This window comes from Rhodospirillales bacterium (assembly GCA_016710335.1).
Classification (GTDB): domain Bacteria; phylum Pseudomonadota; class Alphaproteobacteria; order Rhodospirillales; family Defluviicoccaceae; genus JADJXQ01.
In genome coordinates this window covers 249,725-272,869 of record JADJXQ010000003.1, presented here as the reverse complement: position 1 = coordinate 272,869, position 23,145 = coordinate 249,725, and the positions used below count along the sequence as shown (strand labels likewise).

At 66.7% G+C, this 23,145-nt stretch carries 22 protein-coding genes; 14 read left to right on the top strand and 8 right to left on the bottom strand.

Annotation, left to right across the window (positions count from 1 at the left end; genetic code table 11):
- Nucleotides 1–42: 42 nt before the first annotated feature.
- Both ilvC and IPM60_07055 read left to right on the top strand, forming a co-directional pair.
- On the top strand, nucleotides 43–1,062 hold the full coding sequence (gene ilvC, locus IPM60_07060) for a ketol-acid reductoisomerase (protein ID MBK8907656.1): 1,020 nt from the start codon (nucleotides 43–45) through the stop codon (nucleotides 1,060–1,062).
- Between the two features lie 60 nt (nucleotides 1,063–1,122).
- Entirely contained in the window at nucleotides 1,123–3,498 is a 2,376-nt protein-coding gene (locus IPM60_07055) for a penicillin acylase family protein (protein MBK8907655.1), read from the top strand.
- Here the strand turns inward: IPM60_07055 and IPM60_07050 are convergent.
- Nucleotides 3,495–4,025, bottom strand: coding sequence for a flavin reductase family protein (locus IPM60_07050; GenBank protein ID MBK8907654.1), 531 nt, complete (start codon nucleotides 4,023–4,025; stop codon nucleotides 3,495–3,497). The two genes, IPM60_07055 and IPM60_07050, sit on opposite strands and share 4 nt — an antisense overlap.
- Before the next feature lie 150 nt (nucleotides 4,026–4,175).
- On the opposite strand from IPM60_07050, the gene motA reads away from it, so the two are divergent.
- From motA to IPM60_07030, 4 genes are all read left to right on the top strand, one after another.
- Nucleotides 4,176–5,045, top strand: coding sequence for a flagellar motor stator protein MotA (gene motA, locus IPM60_07045; GenBank protein ID MBK8907653.1), 870 nt, complete (start codon nucleotides 4,176–4,178; stop codon nucleotides 5,043–5,045).
- Nucleotides 5,042–6,016 (top strand): OmpA family protein, encoded by a 975-nt coding sequence (locus IPM60_07040; protein ID MBK8907652.1) that lies wholly within the window; start codon nucleotides 5,042–5,044, stop codon nucleotides 6,014–6,016. The genes motA and IPM60_07040 overlap by 4 nt, the downstream gene beginning before the upstream one ends.
- A gap of 216 nt (nucleotides 6,017–6,232) precedes the next feature.
- Nucleotides 6,233–6,994, top strand: a complete 762-nt coding sequence (locus IPM60_07035; protein MBK8907651.1) for an arginyltransferase — start codon at nucleotides 6,233–6,235, stop codon at nucleotides 6,992–6,994.
- A 220-nt stretch (nucleotides 6,995–7,214) separates the two neighbouring features.
- Nucleotides 7,215–8,321 carry a TRAP transporter substrate-binding protein gene (locus tag IPM60_07030; GenBank protein MBK8907650.1) on the top strand — a complete coding sequence of 369 codons (1,107 nt, stop codon included), beginning with the start codon at nucleotides 7,215–7,217 and terminating at the stop codon, nucleotides 8,319–8,321.
- 100 nt (nucleotides 8,322–8,421) lie between these two features.
- On the opposite strand, the gene IPM60_07025 is transcribed toward IPM60_07030, so the two are convergent.
- Entirely contained in the window at nucleotides 8,422–9,264 is an 843-nt protein-coding gene (locus IPM60_07025; protein ID MBK8907649.1) for an ABC transporter substrate-binding protein, read from the bottom strand.
- Nucleotides 9,265–9,668: 404 nt separating this feature from the next.
- On the opposite strand from IPM60_07025, the gene ndk reads away from it, so the two are divergent.
- Nucleotides 9,669–10,091: a nucleoside-diphosphate kinase gene (gene ndk / locus IPM60_07020; protein MBK8907648.1), complete on the top strand. Its 423-nt coding sequence runs from the start codon at nucleotides 9,669–9,671 to the stop codon at nucleotides 10,089–10,091.
- A 331-nt stretch (nucleotides 10,092–10,422) separates the two neighbouring features.
- Here the strand turns inward: ndk and IPM60_07015 are convergent, their stop codons facing one another.
- The gene (locus IPM60_07015; protein MBK8907647.1) at nucleotides 10,423–11,085 is read right to left on the bottom strand and encodes a phosphoribosylglycinamide formyltransferase; all 663 of its coding nucleotides are present in this window, start codon (nucleotides 11,083–11,085) and stop codon (nucleotides 10,423–10,425) included.
- On the bottom strand, nucleotides 11,073–12,137 hold the full coding sequence (locus IPM60_07010) for a phosphoribosylformylglycinamidine cyclo-ligase (GenBank protein MBK8907646.1): 1,065 nt from the start codon (nucleotides 12,135–12,137) through the stop codon (nucleotides 11,073–11,075). The genes IPM60_07015 and IPM60_07010 overlap by 13 nt, the downstream gene beginning before the upstream one ends.
- A gap of 89 nt (nucleotides 12,138–12,226) precedes the next feature.
- Between IPM60_07010 and IPM60_07005 the strand changes: the two genes are divergently transcribed.
- Together IPM60_07005 and IPM60_07000 are read left to right on the top strand one after the other, a co-directional pair.
- On the top strand, nucleotides 12,227–13,363 hold the full coding sequence (locus IPM60_07005; protein MBK8907645.1) for a DUF2066 domain-containing protein: 1,137 nt from the start codon (nucleotides 12,227–12,229) through the stop codon (nucleotides 13,361–13,363).
- A 35-nt stretch (nucleotides 13,364–13,398) separates the two neighbouring features.
- Nucleotides 13,399–14,094 (top strand): DNA replication protein, encoded by a 696-nt coding sequence (locus IPM60_07000; GenBank protein ID MBK8907644.1) that lies wholly within the window; start codon nucleotides 13,399–13,401, stop codon nucleotides 14,092–14,094.
- 71 nt (nucleotides 14,095–14,165) lie between these two features.
- Here the strand turns inward: IPM60_07000 and IPM60_06995 are convergent, their stop codons facing one another.
- Nucleotides 14,166–15,182: an NAD(P)-dependent alcohol dehydrogenase gene (locus IPM60_06995; protein MBK8907643.1), complete on the bottom strand. Its 1,017-nt coding sequence runs from the start codon at nucleotides 15,180–15,182 to the stop codon at nucleotides 14,166–14,168.
- Between the two features lie 19 nt (nucleotides 15,183–15,201).
- Nucleotides 15,202–16,140: a hexose kinase gene (locus IPM60_06990; GenBank protein MBK8907642.1), complete on the bottom strand. Its 939-nt coding sequence runs from the start codon at nucleotides 16,138–16,140 to the stop codon at nucleotides 15,202–15,204.
- 90 nt (nucleotides 16,141–16,230) lie between these two features.
- On the opposite strand from IPM60_06990, the gene IPM60_06985 reads away from it, so the two are divergent.
- From IPM60_06985 to IPM60_06970, 4 genes are all read left to right on the top strand, one after another.
- Entirely contained in the window at nucleotides 16,231–17,046 is an 816-nt protein-coding gene (locus IPM60_06985; protein ID MBK8907641.1) for a shikimate dehydrogenase, read from the top strand.
- 15 nt (nucleotides 17,047–17,061) lie between these two features.
- The gene (locus tag IPM60_06980; GenBank protein ID MBK8907640.1) at nucleotides 17,062–17,526 is read left to right on the top strand and encodes a RidA family protein; all 465 of its coding nucleotides are present in this window, start codon (nucleotides 17,062–17,064) and stop codon (nucleotides 17,524–17,526) included.
- A 55-nt stretch (nucleotides 17,527–17,581) separates the two neighbouring features.
- The gene (locus IPM60_06975; GenBank protein ID MBK8907639.1) at nucleotides 17,582–18,691 is read left to right on the top strand and encodes a TRAP transporter substrate-binding protein; all 1,110 of its coding nucleotides are present in this window, start codon (nucleotides 17,582–17,584) and stop codon (nucleotides 18,689–18,691) included.
- A 185-nt stretch (nucleotides 18,692–18,876) separates the two neighbouring features.
- Nucleotides 18,877–19,812, top strand: a complete 936-nt coding sequence (locus tag IPM60_06970; protein ID MBK8907638.1) for an endonuclease/exonuclease/phosphatase family protein — start codon at nucleotides 18,877–18,879, stop codon at nucleotides 19,810–19,812.
- A gap of 9 nt (nucleotides 19,813–19,821) precedes the next feature.
- On the opposite strand, the gene IPM60_06965 is transcribed toward IPM60_06970, so the two are convergent.
- Complete coding sequence (locus IPM60_06965; protein ID MBK8907637.1) at nucleotides 19,822–21,048, bottom strand: MFS transporter; 1,227 nt, start codon at nucleotides 21,046–21,048, stop codon at nucleotides 19,822–19,824.
- A 246-nt stretch (nucleotides 21,049–21,294) separates the two neighbouring features.
- On the opposite strand from IPM60_06965, the gene IPM60_06960 reads away from it, so the two are divergent.
- Nucleotides 21,295–21,738 carry a helix-turn-helix transcriptional regulator gene (locus tag IPM60_06960; GenBank protein MBK8907636.1) on the top strand — a complete coding sequence of 148 codons (444 nt, stop codon included), beginning with the start codon at nucleotides 21,295–21,297 and terminating at the stop codon, nucleotides 21,736–21,738.
- 27 nt (nucleotides 21,739–21,765) lie between these two features.
- On the opposite strand, the gene IPM60_06955 is transcribed toward IPM60_06960, so the two are convergent.
- A complete protein-coding gene (locus tag IPM60_06955; protein ID MBK8907635.1) occupies nucleotides 21,766–23,136 on the bottom strand; it encodes a S8 family serine peptidase in 1,371 nt (456 codons plus the stop codon).
- Nucleotides 23,137–23,145 lie beyond the last annotated feature (9 nt).

The window sequence follows — 23,145 nt, the reverse complement described above, 5'->3', positions numbered from 1 at the left end:
TCGCGCCGGGCGGAGCCGCAAAGCAATGGAGGGATGATCCGGATGCGCGCCTATTACGATCGGGATGCCGATGTTAATCTGATCAAGACCAGGACGGTGGCCATCGTCGGCTACGGCAGCCAGGGGCACGCCCATGCCCTCAACCTGCGGGACTCCGGCGTCAGCGACATCGTCGTAGCCTTGCGCCCGGGCTCATCGACTGTCGCCAAGGCCGAGGGAGCGGGGTTCCGGGTGCTGCCTGCGGACAAGGCCGCCGCCGAGGCGGACGTGGTCATGGTGCTGACGCCGGACGAGCATCAGCGGGCGTTGTACGCGGCCGACCTCGCCCCCAACATGAAGGACGGCGCCGCGCTCGCGTTCGCCCACGGCTTCAATATCCATTTCGGGCTCATCGAGCCGCGTCCGGACCTGGACGTGTTCATGATCGCGCCCAAAGGGCCTGGGCATCTGGTGCGCTCCGAGTACGTGCGCGGCGCCGGCGTGCCGTCGTTGCTGGCCATTCAACAGGATGCGTCCGGGAACGCCCGGGAGATCGGCCTGTCCTATGGCGCCGCCATCGGCAGCGGCCGCGCCGGGCTCCTGGAGACCAGCTTCCGCGAGGAATGCGAAACAGACCTGTTCGGCGAGCAGACCGTGCTGTGCGGCGGCCTTTCGGCCCTGATCCAGGCCGGCTTTGAGACCCTCGTCGAGGCCGGCTACGCCCCCGAGATGGCCTACTTCGAGTGCCTGCACGAGGTGAAGCTGATCGTCGACCTGATCTACGAAGGCGGCATCGCCAACATGCGGTACTCCATTTCCAACACCGCCGAGTTCGGCGACTACACCCGCGGGCCGCGGCTGATCACCGACGAGACGAGGGCCGAGATGAAGCGGATTCTGGCGGAGATCCAGACCGGCCGCTTTGCCGGCGAATGGATGCTCGAGAACGCCGCCGGCCAGCCCGCCTTCAAGGCGATGCGCCGCCGCGCCGCTGAACACCCGGTCGAGGCGGTCGGCGAACGCCTGCGCGGGATGATGCCGTGGATCGCCGAAAAGCGCCTCGTCGACAAGTCGAAGAATTGACCGCTCGACTTGCCACACCGCTGAGATGGGACGCTGAACGCAGACCAACCTGCGCCGCGGATGACACGGTGGCGGTTCCGCATCGGCCTGGGTCTCGCCGTTACAGCGGCGCTCGTCGCCATCGGCGCCGGATGGTGCGTTTACGCATCGCTGCCGCCGTCTGACGCCACCCTACGCGTCGCCGGTCTGGATGGCTCCGTCGAGGTCCTGATCGACGACCACGGCGTGCCGCACATCTTCGCGGACAGCTATCCAGACGCGGTGTTCGCCCTTGGCTATGTCCACGGGCGCGACCGCCTGTGGCAGATGGAGACGATGCGGCGCTTCGGCGCCGGCCGCCTGTCGGAGGTGTTCGGCGAACGCACCCTGCAGAGCGACCGCTACATGCGCACCCTCGGCCTCTATCGTCTGGCCGAGCAGGAGCTTGATGGACTGTCGGCCGAGTGGCGCCGCATCCTTGACGCCTACGCCGCCGGCGTCAATGCCTGGCTCGCGACTGGCCCTGTCTTGCTGCCGCCGGAGTTCCTGGTGCTGAGACACGCGCCCGAGCCGTGGCGGCCGGCGGATACGCTGGCGTGGGGGCGGATCATGGCGTGGCGGCTCACCCAGAACCGGGGGGCGGAGTTGCTTCGCGCTCGCCTCGCCGAACGCCTGCGTCCGGACCAGATCGACGAGCTATGGCCCGGGGACGGCGCCGCCGCGCCAATTACGGGCACTGCCGGCATCCCGCTCTTCGTCGACCCGGAGCGCCCGGACCGTCCGCAGGGCGCCTCCAACGTGTGGGTGGTGGGCGGCGCGCGCACCGTCTCCGGCAAGCCGCTGCTCGCCAGCGATCCGCATCTGGCGCTCACCGTCCCCGGCCCCTGGTATCTGGCGCGACTCGTCACTTCGGACACGACGATGGCGGGAGCCACGGCGCCCGGGACGCCGCTTGTCTTCCTCGGCCACAACGACCGCATCGCCTGGGGCTACACCAGCGGCGACGGCGACCTTGAAGACGTCTTCATCGAGCGGCTCGATCCGGCCAATCCCCATCGCTACCTCGGCCCCGACGGGCCCCTCCCCTTCATCACCCGCGACGAGGTGATCGAGGTCAAGGGCGGACCGCCGGTGGCCATCACGGTGCGGAGCACCCGTCACGGCCCCGTCATCTCGGATGCCCTGCCGGCCGGAGGGGCCACCGCGCCGGGCGTCCCGGCCGACGGCGCACACGTCCTCGCTCTGTCGGCTCCCTACCTTCGCGCCGGCGACCGCACCTCGGAGGCCCAGTTCCGCGCGCCGCTGGCCCGCAACTGGGAAGGCTTCCGCGACGCGCTGCGCGCCTTCGAGTCGACCCAGATCAACGCCTTCGCCGCCGGAACGGACGGCACCATCGGCTTCGTCGCCGCCGGTCGGGTGCCGGTGCGCCGCAGCGGCGACGGACGAGTTCCGGCCCCCGGCTGGACCGGTGACGCCGACTGGATCGGCGCCATCCCGTACGACGATCTGCCGGAGGCCGTCGATCCGCCGGCCGGCCTGCTCGTCAATGCCAACAACCGCAATGTCCCGCTTGATCATCCCGGCTACTTCGGCAGCGCCTGGGACCCCGGCTACCGCGCCCGGCGCATTCTCGACCTGCTGCAGAGCCGACCCGTGCACACTTTGGACACGATGGCGGCGATCCAGATGGACACCGTCTCGCTGGCAGCCCGCGACCTGTTGCCGCTGCTGCTGCGGACGCTGCCTCCGGACCACGGCCACAACGACATCGTCGCCATGCTGCGCTCCTGGGACGGGGACATGCGCCGCGACCGGCCGGAGCCGCTGATCTTCACCGCGTGGTTGCGCGCCCTCGGAGAAGCCCTGTACGCAGACGAACTCGGCGACGCGTTCGAACTTTATTGGGATATCCGGTCGCGGTTCATCAAGTACGCGCTGAGTGACGGCCGGCGCTGGTGCGACGACATCCGCACGACGGCGGACGAGACTTGCGCCGCCCGCGTCGGCGCAGCCCTTAACGCCGCACATGCCAGCCTCAACGATCTCCATGGGCCGGACGCGCAAGCCTGGCGGTGGGGGGACGCCCACCGCGTCGTGCTCCGCCACCCGCTGTTCGACCGGATCCCGGTTGTCGGGCGTCTCGCCCGCATCGAGATTGAGACAGACGGCGGCTCTCACACCATTAATCGCGGCGCCTACGCGCTTGCCGACCCCGACGCGCCATATCAGCACGTCCACGGCGCAGGCTATCGGGCCATCTACGACTTGTCCGACCTGTCGCGCTCCCGGTTCGTCGTCATGCCCGGGCAGTCGGGACACCCGCTGTCGCCGCATTACGGCGACCTGCTTCGGATGTGGCGGAGCGGCGGCTGGATCACCTTGGGCCGTACCCGCGAGACGCTGCGCGACGCCGCTTCCGGCCGCCTCGTGCTCGAGCCCGGGGCGCCGACCCGTTAAACCGCGACCTCTCCGAGGCGCATGTAGCGCCCCCGGTAGCGCAGCAAGGGATGCTTTGCCGGGCCGGCATGGATGCACTGCACGCGGCCGACGATGATGACATGGTCTCCGCCGTCGAGAACCGCTTGGCGCGTGCACTCCAGATTGGCGAGGCACCCGTCCAGCAACGCACACCCTCCCTCGCCGGTGTGATAGGCGACCGATGCGAACTTGTCGGCATCCTGGCTCGCGAACGTCTCCGAAACGTTCAGTTGATCATCCGCCAAAAGGTTGAGCGCGAACGCCGATCCTTCGGTGTAGATGTCGCCGCCAGTGGTTCTTTTGCCGAGACAGTAGAGAACGAGCGGCGGCTCCAACGACAAGGACGTGAGGGAACTGACCGTCACTCCGGCCGGGGCGCCGTCGCGTCCGACCGTGGTCACCACGCACACGCCGGTGGTGAAGCGGCTCATGGCATCGCGGAAGGCGCGCGGCGCGATGCTGCCGGGCTCCCGCTCCTCGCCGCCTTCTGGCATGGCTTTGGTCATGATAACCCGCACATTTATGATCTGGTAACCGGACTCGATGTATCCCCGCAGCTGGACACGGTCCTGCCGCAGGCATGGCCATTCCCGGCCCTTGCTGCAGTAGGTACGGGACCGTCCCTCCCTCGGTCAAGGCATTGACGGACGCAGCGGATGTTTTTGATCATCGGCTTCATCATTGTCGCGGCATCCGTGGTCGGCGGCTACATGGGAGCCGGCGGCCATCTTGGGGTCCTATGGCAGCCGTTCGAGTTCGTCATCATCTTCGGCGCCGCCGTCGGCGCGTTCGTCATCGCCAATCCGAAATCCGTTCTCGTCGGCACCGCCAAGTCGTTCGGCAAGCTGCTGAAGGGCTCCAAGTACACCAAGGCCAACTACCTTGAACTCCTCGGCCTGCTCTACGCCTTTTTCAAGCTCGCCAAATCCAAGGGTGAACTGGCGCTGGAAAACCATGTGGAACACCCGGAGGAAAGCTCGATCATCCAGGCCTATCCGAGCTTCGCCAAGGACCACCACGCCGTCGAGTTCCTGTGCGACTACCTGCGCCTCCTGACTCTCGGCACCAGCAACGCCTACGAGGTCGAGGCGATCATGGAGATCGAACTCGATGTCCACCACGGCGAGAAGCACGCCATATCCGGCGCCATGCACGCGGTGGCCGACGGGTTGCCGGCGCTCGGCATCGTCGCCGCGGTGCTGGGCGTCATCCACACCATGGGGGCGATCACCGAGCCGCCGGAAGTGCTCGGCCATCTCATCGGCGGCGCCCTGGTCGGAACCTTCAGCGGCGTGCTGATGTCCTACGGTCTGGCGGCGCCGATGGCCAAGTCGTTGGAGAACACGTTCGACGCCGAGTCCCGCTATGCCGCGTGCATCAAGGCCGGCATCGTCGCCCACATGCAGGGCTACGCGCCGCAGGTGTCGGTGGAGTTCGCCCGCAAGACGCTGCGGGGCGACGTGCGCCCGAGCTTTGCCGAACTCGAGGAGTCGCTGCAGAACCCGCCGGGCGCCGCCGCGTCATGACCGACGCCGCCCGCCCGATCATCATCAAGAAGGTCAAGAAGGGCGCCCACGGCCATCACGGCGGCGCGTGGAAGGTCGCCTATGCCGACTTCGTGACCGCGATGATGGCTTTTTTTTTGCTGCTGTGGCTGCTCAACGCGGTGACCGACGAGCAACTCGAAGGCATCTCCAACTACTTCGCGCCGATCTCCACCACGGCGACCACCAGTGGCGCCGGCGGCCTGCTCGGCGGCGAAACGGTGCGCTCGGACCGCGACTATCCCGACCCGATGGGACCATCGAGCGGAGCGGACACCGTGCAGCCGGCCCGGCAGGGGGATTACGACGAAACCGAAGTCGAGGGCGACGCAGAGACGCCGCCCGAGCACGACGACGCCAGGGCTGTCATCGAACATGCGCCCACGGACCTTGCGGAGCTGGCGCCTGAGGACCTGGACGACATGGTCCGCGAGCGCGAGGAACAGCAGTTCGAGCAGGCGAAGCAGCGCATTCTCGAAGCCATCGAGGCGGCGCCGCGCCTCAAGCCGCTCGCCGACAGCCTGCTGATCGACAACACGCCGGAGGGCCTCCGCATCCAGATCGTCGACCAGGAGGGGCTGGCGATGTTCCCCCGCGGCAGCGCCGACATGTATCTCCACACGCGCAAGCTGATCGAACTGATCGCCAAGGTCATCGTCGAGATGCCGCAGCCGGTGGCGATCACCGGCCACACCGATGCCACCCCCTACGCCACCGACAGCGGCTACGGCAACTGGGAACTGTCCGTCGATCGCGCCAACGCGGCCCGCCGGGCCCTGCTCCAGTACGGTGTCCCGCCCGATCGGGTGTCGCGGGTGGTTGGCAGGGCGGCGACCGACCCGTTGCTGCCGGAGGCTCCCGAGGCTCCGGGCAACCGACGGCTGTCGGTGTTGATGCTGCGGAACGCCGTCACGCCGCTGAACACCGCCGCCGCCGCTTCTGCCGGCCTTTGACTGCCAGAAGCGAACGGAGCCGGCCGGGCTTGAAGCATCCGCGCAGGAGCGCCATTTCCGATCAGGATGTCGCGCGCTGGCGCTGCGAGACCCACGAGTGCACAGACCCATTCGCATGATTCAGTCGAACGGGTTATCGTGTGCACGGGAATCAAGATGTTACGTGTAGCAATGGTGCATCGTTCGAATGCGCCATAGCACCAGGCGGATGCGTGCATGAAACACCAACCGACGGCGGGGACCCGCTTTTTCTTCGCGACCGCGCCATTTCCATGCCCCTATCTTCCAGGGCGCATGGAGCGGCGTCTGGTGGCCGAACTGGGTGGCCGGGACAGTGTCGCTTTCCACGACACCCTCTCCCTCGCCGGCTTCCGTCGCAGCCATCGCTTCGCCTATGCTCCCGTCTGCCGTGACTGCTCCGCGTGCGTTACGGTGCGCATCGTCGCCCCGGACTTCATCCCCAGCCGAACGCAGCGACGGATCTGGCAGCGGAACCAGGACCTCACCGCCCATGAGGCGCCGGCGCGGGCCACAACCGAGCAGTTTCTCCTGTTCCAAGCCTACCAGGACCGGCGCCACAACGGCGGCGAGATGGCGCGCATGGACGAGTTCGATTACCAGGCGCTGGTGGAGGATACGCCGGTCGACACCATGATCGTCGAGTTTCGCGACGGAACGGGCGCACTGGTCGGGGCGTGCATCGCTGACCGCCTGGCCGACGGCGTTTCCGCCGTCTACAGTTTTTTCGACCCCGATGCGCCGCGCCGCAGTCTCGGCACCTACGTCATCCTGTGGCTGGTGGATCGCGCCCGGGCGATGGGGCTTCGCAATGTCTACCTGGGCTTCTGGATCGCCGACTCACCGAAGATGGCCTACAAGACGCGCTTCAACCCCATTGAGGCCTGCACCCCCGAGGGCTGGCGCACACTGCGACTGGACGATGCCTCCGTGATGCGCCATTTCCGCTCCGAGCACTAGTGCACAGGACCGTTCGAATACTTCAGTCGAACGGGGCATCGTGCGCTCGAGAATTAGAAGGTTACGTGCAGCAATGGTGCATTCGTTGAATGCGCCTCTGCAGTAGTTGCACGCGCGCCGCCATCATGGTTAGGATGCTGGCCTGAGGATGTTGGCCTGCCCGTGGACTGGGGGGCGCGCCGCCCATTCGACGCCCACGGGCATCAGGGAGGAAACAGCCATGAACCGACGACACTTCTTGAAGGGCGCCGCCATCGCGGGCATCGGCGGCGCCGCCACATCCAGTTTTCCGGCTCCCGCCATCTCGCAGGGAAGGATGGAATGGCGGATGGTGACCACGTGGCCGAAGAACTTCCCCGGCCTCGGCACCGGCGCCGAGTTGCTGGCGAGGCTGATCACGGAAGGAACCGACGGCAAGCTCAGTGTCAAGGTGTTCGGCGCCGGCGAGATCGTTCCGGCGTTCGAAGCAATGGATGCGGTTGCCAATGGCACCGTCGAAATGGGCCATGGCGCCTCCTATTACTGGAAGGGCAAAGTTGCGGCCGCCCAGTACCTCACCGCGGTTCCGTTCGGCCTGACGGCGCAGGAGCAGAATGCCTGGTTCGAGTACGGCGGCGGCCAGCAACTGGGCGACGAGATCTACAAGCAGCTCGGGTGCAAGTACTTCGTCTCGGGCAACACCGGCGTCCAGATGGGCGGCTGGTTCAACAAGGAAATCAACAGCCTCGAGGACTACAAAGGCCTCAAGATGCGCACCCCCGGCCTGGGCGGCGAAGTGGTCAAGGCCGCCGGCGGCAACGTCGTCAACTTGCCTGGCGCCGAGATCCCGCCGGCGCTGCAATCCGGCGCCATCGACGCCGTGGAATGGGTGGGACCCTACAACGACCTGGCGTTCGGTCTCTACAAGAGCGCCAAGTATTACTATTACCCGGGCTGGCAGGAGCCGGGGGCGTCGCTCGACAACTTCATCAATCTCAAGGCCTGGGAGAAGCTGCCGAACGACATCAAGTCCGTGATCACGGCAGCCAATGCCGCTGTCAATCAGATGGTCTTGAGCGAATTCGTCGCCCGCAACAATTCGTCGCTCAAGACACTGATCGAGGATCACGGCGTCGTCCTCAAGAAGTTCCCGGACGAAGTGCTTGCCGGGCTCGGTAAGCTGTCGGGGCAGGTTGTGGCTGATCTGTCCTCCCAGGATCCATTGTCGCGCAAGGTGATGGACTCGATCGTCAGTTTCCGAAAGGGCGCCATGGCGTGGACCGCGCTCTCCGAAACCGCGGTCACCGCCGCCCGCGCCCTCGACTACCGCTACGTCGACTTCGGTTAGGACCAGGGTTTACGCCGGCCGCCCTCGTGGGGGCCGGGGTCGATCGCATCCGCAGGAGCGCCCCAAGGGCGCCGGAGAGGCGTCGCGGCTGCCGTCAGCGTCAGGGGGTGACGACGCGATCAGCCGCCGCCAACCGTGTCAGATAGTCGAGCCCGGCAATGGCGCGGCTGCCGTACCAGGACACCATCTGGCCGTCGATAAGGAGGCAGGAGTCGCGGTGGGCCGGATGGGCGTCCTGGAACGCGGCCACATGGCTCACCGTGAACGGAAACGGCTCGGAGCTGAACAGCACCAGGTCGACCTTCTCAAGATCCGCGTCCGTCAACGGGATCGTCGGGTAGCGAACCTCGGCGACTTCCGGCATCGTCTGCCAGCGAACCAGCGCCAGCATGCGCGAGATGTAGGTGTCGCGCGAAACGGTCATCCAAGGCTCCTTCCAGATCAGGTAAAGCACCCGGAGTGCCGGCAGGGCGGCGGCGGCGGCGACAGCGCCGTCGTATGCCTGCTCGAAACGGCGGCAGAGGGCCTCCGCCGGAGCGGCACGGTCGAACAGCGCGCCCAGCAAGCGAAACAGCGCGAGATTATCGGACACCTCGATGGGGTGGGTCACCACTACCGCATAGCCCTGTTCGGCAAGCTCTTCAGCGAGCCGGCGCGGGGTTTCATCTACATTGACGATGACATGGGTCGGCGCCAGCGCATGCAGCTTGTCCCGGTTGACCTGCTTGGTGCCGCCGACGCTGCGGACGCGCTTGACGCGCCCCACTGGATGCACGCAAAAGGCGGTCCGCCCGACCACATGGGCGCCGAGTCCAAGATCGAACAGAAGCTCCGTTATGCTCGGCACCAGCGAGACGATGCGGGCGTCCCGTCCCGCAGGCTGATGATGCCGCCCCGCGGCGTCTATGATGAGAGTGCTCTCATTGATGCGGTCGTTGTCCATGCCAACAATCCTGGCTGCTCTGCCGCCCGACAGACACCCGCATCAACCTTGCTGGCCGGCGGGAGGAAAATGACTCTGCTGTGACGGCCGTCACATGCAACTATGCCGTGTTGCTGTAGTGTCTTTCGCGGATGGTCATGCCATCCGGAGTTCTCCCTTCCCTCGAAAGCACCAACTGGGGCCGGCAGTGCCGGCCCCATTTTTTTCCGCGAGGCCGCGCCGACGAGGAGCGAGGGAGTGCGGGCCGCAGCCTGGACGTCGCGGTTGCTCCGCCATCGGCGTCGGTCTATAAGGCGCCGGCGTCCTTGCGGAGGCCGATGGCGGTGCAGCCGGCGTCTCTGCTTGCCGAGCGAACGATCTCGTGACTGTCATCATATCCTTATACGAACTGGAGGGGCGGGACCATGGCTGTCCAACAAACATTGTCGATCATCAAACCGGATGCCACGGCGCGGAACATCACCGGCAAGATCAACGCGCTCTTCGAAGAGGGCGGACTCCGCATCGTCGCTCAGCGGCGCCTGCATCTGACCCGGTCCCAGGCCGAGGCCTTCTACGCCGTTCACCGCGAACGGCCGTTCTACGGAGAGTTGTGCGATTACATGTGCTCCGGCCCGGTTGTCGCTCAGGTTCTGCATGGCGAAGACGCGGTGCAGCGCAACCGCGACATCATGGGCGCGACCAACCCGGCCAGCGCCGGCGAGGGTACGATCCGCAAACTGTTCGGGATCGACGTTCAGGAAAACTCCGTCCACGGCTCCGATTCGCCGGAGAACGCCGACAAGGAAATCCGCTTCTTCTTCAGCGACTGCGACATCGTCGGCTGAACCCCCTCCACACTCGTTGCGATGGCGACCGCGCTCACCGGCGCGGTAGCAAGCGTCAGCCGGATTGCGTGCGGTCAGATCAACCCGGTCTGACCGCACCGTCGTCCTGCCCGTTCGTGCTGGATCGGCAGACGCGAAGGGGCAGACGCGCTACTGCAGCGGTGCATTCGAAGAATGCACCGCTGCACGCAACGGGCTGATTCCAGTTCACGATCTGACCCAGTCAAATGGATCATCCGAATGGGCCTCTGCACCAGGACAGACGCCATGACGTCGTTTTCGGCGACGCGCGCGTTCTAAGCGCTGTTCACGCGGGTGCGGGGTCTGCGCACTAGCGGGACGTCGGCAGCGACGGGTTGATGAGCGCCCCGCGCGCGGCACGAGCGTCACGGACCAGAACCGTCTCGTCGGAGATACGGACGCGGGACTCGGCGATCAGCCGCACCGCCAGCGGATAGATCATGTGCTCTTCCGCAAGAACCCGTTGCGCCAGGGTTTCGGGCGTATCGTCCGGCAGCACCGGAACAACGGCCTGGACGATGATCGGGCCGTCGTCCATGGTCGGACGCACGAAATGCACGGTGCAGCCGGAAAACCGGGCGCCGTACTCGAGCACCCGTTCATGAACGTTGAGGCCGCGGAACGCCGGCAACAGGGACGGGTGAATGTTGATCAAACGGTCCCGCCAGCGACTTACGAAATCCTCGGTGAGGATGCGCATGAAACCGGCCAGGCACACCAACTCGGCGCCTGCGCATTTCAGCGCGTCATGCACCGCGTCTTCGAAAGAACGGCGATCTCTGAAGTCACGATGATCGACCACGCTTGTCGCGATCCCGGCCGCCTCGGCACGCACGAGTCCGGCGGCGCCGGCAACGTTGGACACCACCAGTACAAGCTCCGCCGGGAACGCTTCGGCTGCGCAGGCGCCGATCAACGCCTGCAGGTTGGTTCCGCGCCCGGAGATCAGCACCGCGACCTTCAACTTCGCCACGCGCGCTCGCCTCCCGTCACTGTCACGGCTGCAGCGCCCTGGTCTCGGGGGATGACCCGGCCGATGACGAAGACCGTCTCGCCGCCCTGTTCAAGGATCGCGCGAACCGCGTCGACCGCATCAGGTGCCGCGACGGCGATCATGCCGATGCCGCAATTGAAAACACGCGCCAACTCCGCCGGCATCAGCCCGCCTCGATCCATGAGCCACCGGTATACCGGCGGCAGCGGCCATGACGCTGCATCGATGACTGCGCACAGCCCGGCCGGCAGCACTCGCGGCACGTTCTCGACGATGCCGCCGCCTGTGATGTGCGCGAACGCGTGGACACCACCGGACCGGCACGCGGCGAGACAACTTGCGACGTAGATCCGCGTCGGCTCCAACAGCGCCTCTCCCAGCGACCGCGAGCGGTCGAATGGCGCCGGCTCGGCATAGTCGGCTCGCATCTCTTCGACGATCGTGCGCACCAGGCTGAAACCGTTGCTGTGCAAACCACTTGAGGCGAGGCCGAGCAGCACGTCGCCGGCGCGGACCGCCTCGCCGGTCAGCACCTGCCCCCGTTCTACGGCGCCGACCGCGAAGCCCGCGAGATCGTAGTCGTCGGCGCCATACATCCCGGGCATCTCCGCCGTCTCGCCGCCGATCAGGGCGCAGTTGGCGAGGCGGCAGCCTTCGACGATGCCGCTCACCACGTCCCGCGCACGCTCCACAGATAACCGCCCGGTCGCGAAATAGTCGAGGAAGAACAGCGGCTCGGCGCCCTGCACCACCAGGTCGTTGACGCACATGGCAACCAGGTCGATGCCGATCGTGTCGTGACGGCCAACCACCGACGCCACCTTCAGCTTGGTGCCGACGCCGTCCGTCGCCGCGACCAACAGCGGGTCGTCGTACCCGGCGGCGCGCACATCGAACAGACCGCCGAATCCCCCGAGGCCACCGACGGTGCCGCGGCGCGCGGTCGCTTTGGCGAGCGGCTTGATTGCCTCCACGAGCGCATTGCCGGCGTCGATGTCGACCCCGGCGACTTTGTAGCGGTCACCGCTTATGGCTTCCTCCCTTCGTGCAAAGTGATACAAAGAGAAAGCGCCTGTGCAGCGCGAGCAGCCCGACCATATCGTATCCCGGACGGCATGCAATGACCCTTCGTTCTGGCTTGACGCGACGCGCCTGGCACCACTTCCTGACCGTCCTGGTCGCGATTGCCGCCGCAAATGTGGCGGCGCCCCGGGTAGCGGCCGGGGCGGATGTCTACCAGGTCGACGGCGTGGCGGTGGACGTCACCGCCGCATCCGCGGCAACCGCGCGTGAGCAGGCGATCCGCGACGGAGAGCGCAAGGCGTTCGGAAGACTGCTCGACAGGCTGACGCGCGATCCTGGCTCCGTGCCACCCCTCGACGAAGCCGAACTCACCGGCCTGATCGCCGATTTCTCCATCCGCCAGGAGAAGACATCCGCCGTCCGCTACGTCGCTACCCTTGACTTCCGCTTCAAGGCCGATGCGGTGCAGGAGTTGCTGCAAAGCCACGGTGTCCGATATGTGGAAGCGTTCGCCACGCCGGTGGTCGTCGTTCCCGTGTTCAAGACCGCCGGCCGCAGCATTCTGTGGGACGATCCCAACCCATGGCGCGACGTATGGTATGGCCGGGGCGCCGACAGCGCCGCCGCCCCGATCATCGTTCCGGATGGCGATCTGGAGGATATCGCGGCAATCGGCGCCGAACAGGCGATCGACGGCGATGCGGCGGCGATCATCGCCATCGCGCGACGCGCCGGCACGGAAGACGCGCTGGTGACGGTGGCCGAGATGTCCGCAGCCACAGGCGGCCAGCCCACGACTGCGATGGTGAAATCCACCCACTACACAAGCGGCCGGCCACTCGACACCTACACCGTCACCATCGACGGCCAGCCGGGAGAGCCGGCGGAGACGGTTCTGGCGCGCGCCGCCGACGCGGTCAGCGCGAGCCTACAGGAGCAGCGGCCGGGCGAGACCGTCATCGACAGCGGTCAAAGCGGCGTCGTCACCGCTGTGGTCCCGGTCACCGGCCTTCCGGACTGGTTGTCGGTCCGCACCCGCCTGGAGCGCATCCCGATGATCCAGGAAATGGACGTGATTCTTCTGACGCGGCGGGAGGTCCGCCTGAACCTCCATTTCCTCGGCAGCATCGAGCAGTTGGCGGAGGCCCTGCGGGCCTCGGCGCTCGACCTGGTTCGGGACGGAGACATGTGGATCGTGCGGCCGGAGCCGGCGCCGGCCCCGCGGCGGACATAGCCCCGGCGCATTGGGAGCGCGTTGTAGCGCGCATCATGACCGGCCCCCGTCAGCTCATCCTGAACCTCGAGCACCGCCCCGCCCTCACCGGTGACGATTTCCTGGTTGCCGGGAGTAATCGCGAGGCTGTTGCGTGGCTCGATCGCTGGCCGGACTGGCCGTCGCCGGCGCTGGTTCTGCATGGGCCCGCGGGTTGCGGCAAGACCCACTTGGTCAGAATGTTTCTGTCGCAAACCCACGGCCGCCTGTTCACCGGCAGCGAAATCGCAACCCGCGACATCGCGGATCTGCTGGAAGATTATCCCGCCTACGCCATCGATGATGCCGACGCCCTGGTCGGCGACGGGCCCGAAACGGCGCTGTTTCACCTCTACAACATGGTCCGCGAGCAGGGGCGGCACATGCTGCTGACCGGGCGGGAATCGCCGTCGCGATGGCCGCTGCGGCTTGCCGATCTGCGATCGCGGCTGCGCGCCGCGCCTTCGGTCGGCCTCGGGGTCCCGGACGATGCGATGATCCGCGCGGTCCTGGTGAAACTCTTCGGCGACCGTCAGGTCAGGATCGACGAGGACGTTGTCTCTTATCTTTTTCTCCGCATGGAGCGCTCGTTCGACGCGGCGCGCCGCCTGGTCGCCCGCATCGACGAAGAAGCGCTTCGTCAACAACGCAAGGTGACGCCGCAACTCGTGCGCGACGTTCTCAACCGCGACGACGGCGGCCGAGAGAGCTGACGCCAGGGCAGGACAGCGCCCACACCACGGTAAGCACCACTCTCTCGGGCTCGCGTGCGGTTACTCCGGTGTCAGGGATGATGCCGGATGCAGACTTTCCCGAAGTGGCGGGCGGCGGCCAGGTGGCGGAAGGCTGACGGTGCGTCGTCGAACGGGAACACGCGGTCGAGGACCGGGTGCAGGCGATGGCGGGCGATGGCGCGGCCCATGGCTTCGAAGCCGTCGCGCGAGCCGACGGTTACGCCCTGCAGGCGAAGATTGCGCATCACCACCAGGGGCAGGGCCACCTCCGCTTTGGCGCCCGAGAGCACCCCGATGACGCTGATCCGGCCGCCGATGCGGGCGGCGCGAATGGATCTGGCGAGGGTGTCGGCGCCGCCCAGTTCGATCACGTGGTCGCAGCCCTCACCGCCGGTCAGGTCCTTGACCACTCGGTCCCAGTCGGGAGTGGTGCGGTAGTTGATGGCCTCGTCGGCGCCGAGTTGGCGGGCGCGGGCCAGCTTGTCGTCGCGGGACGAGGTGATGATGACCCGGGCGCCCATGAGCCTGGCGAACTGCAGGGCAAATAGGGCGACGCCGCCGGTTCCCTGCACCAGCACCGTATCGGAGGGACCGACCTCGCCCTGGGTCGCCAGCGCGCTCCAGGCGGTCAGAGCCGCGCACGGCAGCGTCGCCGCTTCCTCGTCGGACAAGTGTTCAGGAACGATGGTGACGCCCTGCTCGCCGAGACACATGAACTGCGCCAGCGTCCCGTCGACGGGACCGCCGAGGCTGGTGAACATCTTCGCCTGGCGCGCCTCGCCGCCGATCCAGTCCTGAAAGAACATCGGACAGACCCGGTCGCCGACGCGCACTCGCGTGACCGCGTCGCCAACCGCAACCACCACCCCGACGCCATCCGAGACGGGGATCAACGGCGGCTGCGCTCGCGGCGCGTAGCCGCCGTTGACGGCGAGGATGTCGCGGTAGTTGAGGGACGCCGCCTTCATCTCCAGGAGGACGTCGCGGGTTCCGGGCGTCGGGTCCGGTCGGGTCAGCCGTTGCAGGTGGTCGATCCCGAAACCGCCGGTGAGTTGCCAGACCTCCATTCCTTCCCTCCTTATCGGCTCAGCCATCGAGGCGCACAACGCGCGTCTCCTCAGTCAAGCGCGCCACCTCGGCGGCGTCAATGGCGCCGGCGTCGGCGTGGCGGGCGTTGGCGGCGCCGGCCGCGACGGCGCGGCGAAGCGCTGCGCCCGGATCTGTGCATTCGGTCAACGTCACCATCAAGGCGGCCAGAAAGCAGTCGCCGCTGCCGACCGCGCTGACGAGGTCGATGGGCGGCGGCACTGCCTGCCAGGCGTTCTCCCTGCTGACCAGCACCGCCGGCGCGCCGCCATCGGTGATCGCCACCGGCCCTCCACATCGCGCCGCGATGGTTCGCGCAGCGCGCAGCAACTCCAGCGGCTTCAACGGCCGATGCCCGAGCAGTGCCGCCGCCTCGTCGGCGTTGATCCTGATGGCGACCGGCCCGGCTGCCGCCGCCTCCGCCAGCGCCGGCATGCTCGTGTCGACCCACACCGGGCGGCTGCCATCGCCGCGAGCGGCGGCAATCAGTCCGGCGAGACCGCCGCGCGGACAGCCGGGCGGCAGGCTGCCGCTGATGCAGACCGTATCGGCGGCCGTTGCGGCTGCCGCAACGTCGCGCTCGAAGCGGGACCAGTGGTGGTTGGCGATCGGGGGACCAGGTTCGTTGATGACCGTCGTCGCGCCGTTGTCGTCCACGACGATGACGCAGACGCGGGTCTCGCCCTCGATCTCGGTCCAGACGGCGCGCAATCTCTCGGCTTCGGCAAGGTCTGCCGCGAGGCGTCCCAAGTGCCCGGCAATCAATCCGGCTGAGGTGGCCTGGTGACCCAGCGCAGTAATTGCACGGGCGACGTTGACGCCTTTCCCGCCGCAGGCGACGCTGACCCGCCGCGTCCGCCAGACCTTGCCGGCGCCGAAGCCGGGAACGCCGACGGTGCGGTCGATGGAGATGTTGGGGGTAACGCACAGCACATGCATGATGGAAAACTCGACAAGCGGCGGCGTGGACGCAAGGGCACGATCATTCTAAAACGCGACGAAGTCGCGGACGACGGGGCAGAGAGCATGATGGCCGGCAGCAACCCGGTGGTGTGCGGATCGATCGCCGGGCGCCCGGGACGGTTCGGGGTGGCGATGCACACCGCGGCCTACCGCGCCCTCGACCTCGACTGGGTCTACGTTGCCTTCGGCACCCAGGATACCGCCGGCGCTGTCGCCGCGATGCGGACCTTGGGGTTGCGCGGCCTCGGTGTGACCACACCACACAAGCAACGCATCATGACCCATCTGGACGCCGTGGATCAAACCGCTTGCGCAATTGGCGCCGTCAACACCGTCGTCAACAACGACGGCCATCTTACCGGCTACAACGTCGACTGGATCGGTGCGGTGCGTGCCTTCGAAGAGGTGACGGCACTGTCGAATAAGCGGGCGGCAGTCATCGGCGCCGGCGGCGGCGCCCGCGCCATCGTTTTCGGACTGATCCACGCCGGTTGTCGGGTGACGATCTACAATCGGAGCCAAGACGCCGGACGCGCTGTGGCCGAGGCCACGGGTGCGGCTTTCGGCGGTCCGCCGGCCGCGTTGGTCGACGCAGAGCGGTTCGATATTCTGGCTCACGCCACTCCGGTCGGTTTTCACGCTCCGGACGACATGCTCGCACCGCTGGCGGCGCTCCACTCCTGTATGGTGGTGTTCGATGCGGTGCCGACGCCGGTCGAGACCCGGTTGCTGCGCGAAGCGGCGGCGGCCGGCGCCACGACGATCCCCGGCGTGCGCATGCAGTTGCACCAGGCCGCGGAGCAGTTCCGTCTCTATACAGGACGCGACGCGCCGTTCGCGGTCATGGAACGGGCGCTGTTTGAAGCGATGCAATCGAGGTGACAGGAGGAAGTTGCCATGAGCGGACGCATCCAAGCACGACTGGATGAACTGGGGCTCACGTTGCCCGCACCGGCGGCGCCGGTCGCCGCCTATGTCGCTCACGTGACCAGCGGCAAACTGGTGTTCGTCTCCGGGCAGTTGCCGCTCCGCGACGGACGGATCGCTTGCACGGGTCACCTCGGTGGCGGCGTTTCCATCGAGGAAGGGTATGCGGCGGCCAAGCTGTGCGGTCTCAATCTGCTCTCTCAGATCCGCGATGCGGCGGGCGATCTCGACCGGGTGCGGCGGGTGGTCAAGGTGGGCGGTTTCGTGAGCTGTATTGCCGACTTCACGGACCACCCGAAGCTGATCAACGGCGCCTCGGATCTCATGCTCGACGTGTTCGGCAAGGCCGGCCGTCATGCCCGTTTCGCCGTCGGGGCGCCTTCTTTACCACTCGGCGCCGCCGTGGAGGTGGACGGCCTGTTTGAGCTGGAATGACCGCAGTGTCTCGCAAAATGCTGTTAACGTTATGTATCGATCGCAAGGATTCCACATGACCGTCCGCCATTGCCTGCGTACACTCCTCGTCGCCGCTGTCGCGGGGGCATTCGTCGCTGGTGTCGGGGCACTGCCGTCTCAGGCCGCCGAAAAGGTCCGCTGGCGGGTCGCGGCCGGATTTCCGACCAGGCTTCCCGCCCTCGGCGACACGGCCCCGTGGGTCGTCCGGATGCTGAACAAGTCCAGCGATGGCGACATTCAGCTCAATCTTTATGAGCCGGGCAGGCTGGTGCCAGCGTTCCAGATTACGGAAGCTGTCAGTGACGGCGAGCAGGTGGACGCCGGCTACACCTGGATCGGCTACGACACGGCAAGAATCCCGGCGGCGCCGCTGCTCGCTGGCGCCCCGTTCGGCTTCGAGCCGTGGGAGTACATGGCGTGGTGGCACCACGGCGGGGGCCAGGCGTTGGCGGAGGAGGTTTATGACGCGTTCGATATCCACCCCATTCTGTGCGGCATCATCGGACCGGATTCCGCCGGATGGTTCCGCAACGAAATCGCGTCGCTCGACGACCTGAACGGCCTGAAGATCCGGTTTGCCGGTCTCGGCAGCAAGGTCCTGCAGAAGCTTGGCGCCTCCGTGACGATGCTGCCCGTCGCGGATATCTACCGGGCCTTGGAAGAGGGCGCCATCGACGCCAGCGAGTCCTCCTTGCCGGAAGTGGACCAGACGCTGGGCTTGGGCCAGATCGTCAAGAACAACTACTTCCCGGGCTGGCAGCAGACCTTTACGGCTATGCATATCCTCGTCAACGGGAAGGTCTGGCGTGAGACGAGCGATCAGGACCAGGCGATGATCACCATGGGCTGCATGGCGGGGACCACCTATGGTCTGTCAAAGTCGGAAGCCAATCAGGGCCCGGTGATCGCTGATTACAAGGACGCCGGCGTCACGCCGCGCCAGGTGCCGCAGCCGGTGCTGGCCGAGCTTTATCGTGTCACCCAGGAGGTTCTCGAAGAGGAAGCGGCCGCCGACAAGATGTTCAGGACCATCTGGGAGTCGCAGAAGGCGTTCCATGAGGATTATGCCCTGTGGAAGCGACAAGGGTATCTTCCGCGCGACTTCGAGGACCGCGTCATCGAGCAGGACAAACCGACTCGATAGGCGGCGGCGAGGCGGCCCCCTGCAGTGGTGCGCGTGGAACCGAACATGTGGCCTGACCGAACACTCCTGGACCTGCTCGCCATCCAGCAACCGATCGCCTTGTGCGGCGGGGCGTTGGACGGCGTCGAAGCCCAGACACGCCGCCCTTGAGGATACCAGCCTCGCCGTATGGTCGAGGGCGTGCTTTGGTCTGGCTCGCCCTTGCGGGCATCGTTCTTACGGCGGTGGTCCAGGCGCTCGCGCCAAACCATTGGCCACTGGAGCTTTTGACGCATTTCGCACCGCAGTATGCGGTTGCCGGCACGATCATTGCCGGTTCGGCTCTTTTGCTCGGGATGCGCTTGGCGGCGGTGCTTGCCGCCGCCGTTACAGTGTTCTTCGCAGTTGATGCGTGGACGATTGAGACGGCTCCAGGCGCCCGCGCCGGCGAAGCGGCGGGACCATCGGTCAGCGTCATTACCTTCAACATGTTCGACCGGAACCCTCGTAAAGACGAACTCCGGGCGTGGCTGATGACGCGGCCGGCGGACGTGGTGGCGCTGCAGGAAGCACCGGCGACATTCGCTGCGGCGCTTCGCGACGATGGCGCCTATCCCTATCAAACCAGCCTCTTCGATGCCGGCCTTGACGGCGCCGAGTTTCCCGAGGCGCGCGCCATCACGGTTCTGTCGGTGTTTCCGGTCATCGACACCTTCAAGCTGAAGCGACCCCCCGACGGGCGCGCTGCGGCGCTGGTGCGGCTTGCGGTTTCCCCGGCCAAAGACCTGTGGCTTGCGGTCGTCGACACGGTCGAGCCACCACTGACGCCGCAACGGACGGCCACGCGCGATCGTTACCTGCTCGGCGTGGCGGCGCGCGTGGCGCATTGCCCGGGTCCGCTCATGGTCGCCGGCGACTTCAACGCAACGCCCTATGCTCCTGTGCTAAAACGATTCTCATCTATCGCAGACGTTCGCCCGACCGGCCTGCTGGACGGGACATGGCCGCATTGGCTGGGCCCGCTGGGGCTACGCCTCGATCATATCCTGGTTCGCGGGATCGTGGTTGAGGACGTGCGGGTCCTCGCCTCCCGGGGCTCCGATCATCGTCCGGTCAGGGCGCTGCTCCGGCTGGCGAGATAGCGCCGTCCGCTATTCGGCCGCGGCCGGCGCCGGCGTCCGCCGCTCCGACGGCAGCAACGTCGCGGCGGCCACGCCGACCGCGGCAATGGTTGCCAAGGCCACGAACAGCCACCAGAAGTCTCCCGTCCTGTCATAGATCGCGGCTTCAAGACGGACGCCAAAGCCGCTGATACCGAAAGCCAAAACAAACTTCAGGCCATAAGCCAGCCCGCGCCAGCGGCTGGGCGCATAGCGGGCAACCAAGCTGTTCTCGGCCGGCAGTACGCCGACATTGGCCGACACCATGATTATCGCCACCAGCACCAACTCTGCCCCGCCCGCACCCGCAGCCAGGACCAGAAACGGTATCTGCAGGGCATAGCAGGTGACGTAGACGGTCTTCATCGGATACCGGTCGGCAAGGTAACCGGTGAGCACCTGCAAGGCGCCTGCAGTGAGATAGACGACGGCGACAAGGACCGATACGCCGACGACGCCGCCGGCCAGAACGTCCGCCAGCCGCTCCGAGAAGACCTTGGGCAGCGCCGGTTGCGTCGCCTGGTAAATCAGGCCGCTGCACAGCATGGTGACGGCGAGCACGGTAAATGCCCGCGCCGCGTCGCGCCGCGTCGCCGGAGCCTCCCGGTGGCGATCCTCACGCACTTCGACGATCCATCGCCGCCAGACCAGCCACAGGAACACCCCACCGGTTGCGAAGACGACGGCGCCGGGCACCAGGAACGCCGACCGCCACCCCCAAACCTCCGTCAGTACGCCCGCCGAAATAGCCGCGACCGCAGGACCGACGCCACCGAACACCCCGTTGACGCCGAGCGCCATGCCGCGCGCCCGCGCGTTGCGCACCAGCCACGCGATGCCGACGGGATGATAGATGGATGCGAACAGGCCGGTCACGGCAAGGGCGGCCGCGATCTGGAACGGCGACGTCGCGAGGCCGGTCAACATCATGCCCGTGCCGGTGCCGACAAAGAACACGCTGATCATCCCGGTGGCGCTCCAGCGATCGCCCAGCCAGCCTGCGACCGGCGCCGCCACGCCGAAAAGCACATTGCCGGCGAGGATCAGGCTCACCGTCTCGCCGTGACTGAGGCCGAGTTCAGAGTCGAGGGCGAGGACGACGACGTAGAAGATCGGCGCGAACAGGTGGGCGTACAGGTGTCCGAGGCATGACAACCCAAGCGACAACCGAGCCGATCGCTCGCTGTCGCCGATTCGCACGGCAGCGGCGCTCGACATCGTCGGAACTCCCTTGTTTACGGCGATTCGCTGAAGCTGACCAACGATGGTGCCACGCCCCCGACAGAATGCAAAGTCACAATCGATTCAAAGGATAATCACCGCGCTGGGGAGCAACGTGGATGTTCGGTCTCTGGTACGAAGCGACGTTCCTTATCGACAATCGATTGCAAAGATGATGGATTGCCAGGAGACACTACGGTGAGCATCTCGACAACCGGTGCAATTGAGGGTAGTCTTCTCGCCATGAGACGCTCGGTGACGGAAGAGGGACCGGATCCCATAGATCGCTATGTCGGCGCGCGCATTCGCGGCCGGCGTTTGGGCTTGCGCATTAGCCAGACAAAGCTTGGTCAGGCGATCGGCGTCACGTTTCAGCAGATCCAGAAGTACGAGAGCGGCACCAACCGTGTCGGAGCCAGCAATCTGTTTCGCATTGCCAAGGCGCTGGGCGTGGAAGTGTCATTTTTCTTCGAAGGGTTGCCTGCCGAAGACACCCTGGAGACGGGTAACGTGTTCAGCCCCGGATTCGCAGACGTGCCGATCCCCGAGTTCGAAAGCGACCCGATGACGTCGCGCGAATCGTTCGAGTTGATGCACAATTACTTTCGGATCTACGATCCTCAGGTGCGGAAACGGCTGTTCGGGCTGGTGCGGGTGCTCGCGAATTCCACCGAGGCCGAGCCGTGAGCCTGCCGGACGGCCAGAGCGGGTTTCTCATGCGGATCCGACAGGCTTTCCGCACCTAGGGCTTGTCGTCACCATTCCCCAGCCGAACATGTCGTCGCGCCCCGCAGGGCCGAGGTCGACGGCGTCGAGTCGGAGTTCTTCGCGCACCGCCTCCAGTCCCGCCGGTTCGCCATTCTCACCGGTCAACGCGGCAACGGCGCTCACGTAAGGCGTCGCGAACGAGGTTCCGCTCTGGTAGCGCCCACCGTCAGGGACCGCCGTCCACACCCGCACCCCTGGCGCCGCGAATTCCACGTAGTGGCCGCGGTTGGCGTGCTCGTAGATGGTGCGGTCCGCTTCCACGGCGGTCACCGCGATGACGTCCGAATAGGCGGCCGGAAAGGCCGGCAGCGCCGCGGCGCCACCGTTGCCGGCGGCCGCGACGAGGACCAGCCCCCAATCCCGAGCCATGGCGACGACCGTCCTCACGATGCGGTTGTCGGGCCCGGCGAGGCTGATATTGATGATGGGCACCTTGCGCTCCACCATCCACTCCACCGCCTCAAGCAGCGCGCCCGCCGTGGCGATCATGTCGCCGTTCCCGTTGTATTCGAACACGTTCGCAGCATTGAGGTGGGCGCCCGGCACCAGCCCTCCCCAGCCGCGACCGGCGCCGGGACTGCCCACGAGGAGTGCGGCGATGGCGGTGCCGTGGTCGGCTGCCCCCGGCCGGCGGCCGGCGCGGTGGAACGAACGGTAGGTCAGGTTGGCGGAAACCAGCGCCGGATGCGCGGCATCGATGCCGGCATCGATCATGCCGATCACGGCGCCGCGTCCGCAGTCCGCGGGGATGTTGTTCCAGCCGATCAGCGCACGCCCGTAACTCACCGAAAACTCCTCCTCGCCGGCGATCCGGTAGTGATGGTTGGCGTCCACGAGCAGCCGCGGGAAGCGGCCCCGGAGGGTTTCGATGCGCGCGGCGACACGATCGGCCGCAGGCAACCGTAACCGATGGAGCGTCAACCCAAGCTTCGGCAGGGTCACCGACGACACCAGTCGAAGCCCGTCTGCAGCGGCCGCGCTCCAAAAATGCGCCGGCGGATCGGCGACAAGGACCTCATCCACCTCGTAGGGGGCCGGTGCCTGGCGGTCCGAGCCAGGCGTTGAAACGCTACGGCCAGCAACGGACGGCGCGCGCCCGTGCCGCGGAGAAACCGCCAGCCCTGCAGCCGCGGGACTCACCTGTGTCAGCGTCAGATCGGGATCGGCGCGCCGCCCGGCGAACCGCCTGTGGCTGTCGTCGACGGCGGTGCCTGCATCGAAAAAGCCATGGACGAGGAAGCCCGCCAGCCCCACCGCAAGCGTGGCCGCGATCACCCCCAAAATCGTGCGCAACACCCGCATGACCGTCGCATCCATCCCGAAGAC

Excerpts from the sequence above, each read along its gene's own strand:
- IPM60_07005 (MBK8907645.1), top strand. The coding sequence starts at position 12,227 with ATGACCCTTCGTTCTGGCTTGACGCGACGCGCCTGGCACCACTTCCTG.
- IPM60_06975 (MBK8907639.1), top strand. The coding sequence starts at position 17,582 with ATGACCGTCCGCCATTGCCTGCGTACACTCCTCGTCGCCGCTGTCGCG.
- IPM60_06965 (MBK8907637.1), bottom strand. The coding sequence starts at position 21,048 with ATGTCGAGCGCCGCTGCCGTGCGAATCGGCGACAGCGAGCGATCGGCT.
- IPM60_06960 (MBK8907636.1), top strand. The coding sequence starts at position 21,295 with ATGAGACGCTCGGTGACGGAAGAGGGACCGGATCCCATAGATCGCTAT.
- IPM60_07030 (MBK8907650.1), top strand. The coding sequence starts at position 7,215 with ATGAACCGACGACACTTCTTGAAGGGCGCCGCCATCGCGGGCATCGGC.
- ilvC (MBK8907656.1), top strand. The coding sequence starts at position 43 with ATGCGCGCCTATTACGATCGGGATGCCGATGTTAATCTGATCAAGACC.
- IPM60_06985 (MBK8907641.1), top strand. The coding sequence starts at position 16,231 with ATGGCCGGCAGCAACCCGGTGGTGTGCGGATCGATCGCCGGGCGCCCG.
- IPM60_07050 (MBK8907654.1), bottom strand. The coding sequence starts at position 4,025 with ATGACCAAAGCCATGCCAGAAGGCGGCGAGGAGCGGGAGCCCGGCAGC.
- IPM60_07040 (MBK8907652.1), top strand. The coding sequence starts at position 5,042 with ATGACCGACGCCGCCCGCCCGATCATCATCAAGAAGGTCAAGAAGGGC.
- IPM60_06995 (MBK8907643.1), bottom strand. The coding sequence starts at position 15,182 with ATGGAGGTCTGGCAACTCACCGGCGGTTTCGGGATCGACCACCTGCAA.
- IPM60_07025 (MBK8907649.1), bottom strand. The coding sequence starts at position 9,264 with ATGGACAACGACCGCATCAATGAGAGCACTCTCATCATAGACGCCGCG.
- motA (MBK8907653.1), top strand. The coding sequence starts at position 4,176 with ATGTTTTTGATCATCGGCTTCATCATTGTCGCGGCATCCGTGGTCGGC.
- IPM60_06980 (MBK8907640.1), top strand. The coding sequence starts at position 17,062 with ATGAGCGGACGCATCCAAGCACGACTGGATGAACTGGGGCTCACGTTG.
- IPM60_07055 (MBK8907655.1), top strand. The coding sequence starts at position 1,123 with ATGACACGGTGGCGGTTCCGCATCGGCCTGGGTCTCGCCGTTACAGCG.
- IPM60_06955 (MBK8907635.1), bottom strand. The coding sequence starts at position 23,136 with ATGGATGCGACGGTCATGCGGGTGTTGCGCACGATTTTGGGGGTGATC.
- IPM60_07000 (MBK8907644.1), top strand. The coding sequence starts at position 13,399 with ATGACCGGCCCCCGTCAGCTCATCCTGAACCTCGAGCACCGCCCCGCC.
- IPM60_06990 (MBK8907642.1), bottom strand. The coding sequence starts at position 16,140 with ATGCATGTGCTGTGCGTTACCCCCAACATCTCCATCGACCGCACCGTC.
- IPM60_07035 (MBK8907651.1), top strand. The coding sequence starts at position 6,233 with ATGAAACACCAACCGACGGCGGGGACCCGCTTTTTCTTCGCGACCGCG.
- ndk (MBK8907648.1), top strand. The coding sequence starts at position 9,669 with ATGGCTGTCCAACAAACATTGTCGATCATCAAACCGGATGCCACGGCG.